This is a genomic window from Bacillus mycoides, from assembly GCF_001757995.1.
GTDB classification, from domain to species: Bacteria; Bacillota; Bacilli; order Bacillales; family Bacillaceae_G; genus Bacillus_A; species Bacillus_A mycoides_B.
Window position 1 is genome coordinate 1 of sequence record NZ_LXLV01000006.1, and the last position, 2,710, is coordinate 2,710.

Consider the following 2,710-nt stretch of genomic DNA (forward strand, 5'->3'; position numbering starts at 1 on the left):
CTTCATCAGTTTGGTGATGATGGCAGAGAGGTCACACCCGTTCCCATACCGAACACGGAAGTTAAGCTCTCTAGCGCCGATGGTAGTTGGGACCTTGTCCCTGTGAGAGTAGGACGTCGCCAAGCAACTTTAAGACGAGTCAGAATGACTCGTCTTTTTTGTGTATATTTCGTTAGAAATAACTTCTTACTAACTCCAAATATTACTTTAGATTTTAAGTATTCCCCATTCATTTAAGATTTGTGGTTACATATCCCTATAATTTTCATTCGATTTCTTTCATGATTTTTAATATGTAATTTAAGATTTTCTATTTTATTTCTTATAGATAGGATGCATCGGTATGTTAAAATAGTACAGTTGTTTTTTTTGAGGTACTTTAACATAAGAAGATTTAATTTGGAAAAAGGAGATAATATGAAAAAGATAGGTATAATTACTATAGTAGTTTTAGTCCTTCTAACAATCGTGTATATGTTAGTTGGGGATTTTTTCTATAATTACGCATTGAATACGAAACAAGAAAAAGAATTTTTGGAGGATAATCCTCACTTAGCGGAAACAGTGAGTGCATCGGGAGGTGTATTGGCTACGAATGAAGAAAAGAATGCGAACTTTGTATCAAAATATAAGCCTAACACATTAAATATACGTTCTTTTGATAAGCTAAATCTAACAGGTTATGAATATATGAATGAAAAATCTAGCCATAAATGGGCAATTGTAGTTCATGGATATAATGGCAGAGCATCGGAAATGACGAAATATATCCGGAACTTCTATGAACAAGGCTATAATGTCATAGCACCAGACCTTCGTGGACACGGAAATAGTGAAGGGGATTATGTTGGTATGGGCTGGGATGATCGTAAAGATGTCCTGCTGTGGATTCAACAAATTTTAAAGAAAGATCCTAATGCTGAAATAGCTCTATATGGTATTTCTATGGGTGGAGCAACTGTTATGATGACTTCTGGAGAAGATTTACCTTCTAATGTTAAAGTTATTATTGAAGATTGCGGATACTCAACTGTTATTGATGAATTCACGTATCAACTAAAAGATTTATTCCACTTACCTAGATTTCCTGTTATGAATGCGGCCAATACAGTTACTAAATTGAGGGCTGGATACGATTTAGAAGAGGCTTCAGCTGTGAAACAAGTTACGAAAAGTAAAACACCTATGCTATTCATTCATGGGGATGCTGATACATTTGTTCCTTTTGAAATGTTAGATGAGGTGTATAATGCTGCAAAAGTAGAAAAAGAGAAATTAATTGTTCCAGGTGCGGGACATGGAGAAGCGGAGAAAGTAGATTCAAATAAATATTGGAATACTGTATGGAAATTCGTAGAGAAGTATATTCCAGCATAATTAAAGTTGTTTCATGTTTATATACGATAATCGAAGGGGGAATGATTTATCCTTTTGATTATCGTTTTTTTGCTAATTAGGTATTCTGCTATAAGTACACTTTTGTATGTACTATATGAAGGAGATAGAGCAAAAGTTTTTGAATTTCTTAATCTCAGTGCTACAATGATTGGAAACTAAGTGTTAAAGAGGTGTTAATATGAAAATTGAAGTATGGTCAGATTTTGTATGTCCATTTTGTTATATTGGAAAGCGTAGATTAGAGGTGGCTTTAGAACAATTCCCACATAGGGATGATGTTGAAGTAGAGTTTAAAAGTTTTGAATTAGATCCGAATACTCCCGTTTACTCTGGAACGGGTATTAATGAAGTACTTGCATCGAAATATGGGATTAGTGTTGAAGAAGCTGATCGTAATAATATACAACTAGGCAATCATGCAGCTAGTATGGGTTTAAGTTTCAATTTTGAAGAGATGAAGCCGACAAATACTTTTGATGCACACCGTTTGGCGAAATTTGCAAAGGATCAGGGGAAGGAAAAGAAGATTACAGAAAATCTACTTTTTGCATATTTCACTGAATCGAGAAACTTAAGTGATGCGGAAACGCTCGCTGCTATCGCTGAAGCTTCAGGTTTAGATAAGCAAGAAGCTTTAAATGTTATTAATAATAAAAATGCGTATGCGAATGAAGTTAGAATTGATGAAGCAATTGCCCAACAGTATAAAATTACGGGGGTACCTTATTTTATTGTTAATCAGAAATATGCTATTTCAGGTGCACAACCACTTGAAACTTTTGTTGGTGCACTTCAGCAAGTGTGGGAAGAAGAGAATCCTGCACCTAAGTTACAGGAACTTTCATTAGATGGAGGAAGTGACCTTTCTTGTACTGATGGAAGTTGTTCGGTGCCTTCAAAAGAACAATAGCTTTTATGATGGAATAGCAACCCATAGAGAGTTTTATGGGTTGCTTGTATATAACTATAGAAGAAATATGTAAATAGATAATTTGATAACGTAAATGAAATCTATAAAATATAAAGTTTTTTTAAAAACATATTGACGATTATGTAAATGGGGTGTAATATAGAACAAGTCGCCGATAGCAACAACGCAGAAAGCGACAAAAGAAATAAAAAAACTTGGTTGACATTGAAATATGAAAATGTTAACATAAGGGAGTCGCAAATGAGCGGCAAACAAGTTCTTTGAAAACTGAACGAAACAAACAACGTGAACGTCAATTTTTATTTTTAGATGCTAGACAAACTAACTTTATTGGAGAGTTTGATCCTGGCTCAGGATGAACGCTGGCGGCGTGCCTAATAC

General features: G+C 34.6%; 2 protein-coding genes and 1 rRNA gene. All 3 read left to right on the forward strand.

Annotated features, from left to right (window positions below; translation table 11 throughout):
• Positions 1-9: 9 nt before the first annotated feature.
• The 3 genes from rrf to BWGOE10_RS01420 all read left to right on the forward strand — a co-directional run bounded on the left by rrf (position 10) and on the right by BWGOE10_RS01420 (position 2,308).
• Positions 10-125, forward strand: a 5S ribosomal RNA gene (gene rrf, locus BWGOE10_RS01410).
• 292 nt (positions 126-417) lie between these two features.
• Positions 418-1,377, forward strand: coding sequence for an alpha/beta hydrolase (locus BWGOE10_RS01415; RefSeq protein WP_070140627.1), 960 nt, complete (start codon positions 418-420; stop codon positions 1,375-1,377).
• Between the two features lie 199 nt (positions 1,378-1,576).
• A complete protein-coding gene (locus tag BWGOE10_RS01420; protein ID WP_070140626.1) occupies positions 1,577-2,308 on the forward strand; it encodes a DsbA family oxidoreductase in 732 nt (243 codons plus the stop codon).
• Positions 2,309-2,710 lie beyond the last annotated feature (402 nt).

What these genes read in the sequence shown, in the direction of transcription:
- BWGOE10_RS01420 (WP_070140626.1), top strand. Translation starts at nt 1,577, where the DNA reads ATGAAAATTGAAGTATGGTCAGATTTTGTATGTCCATTTTGTTATATT.
- BWGOE10_RS01415 (WP_070140627.1), top strand. Translation starts at nt 418, where the DNA reads ATGAAAAAGATAGGTATAATTACTATAGTAGTTTTAGTCCTTCTAACA.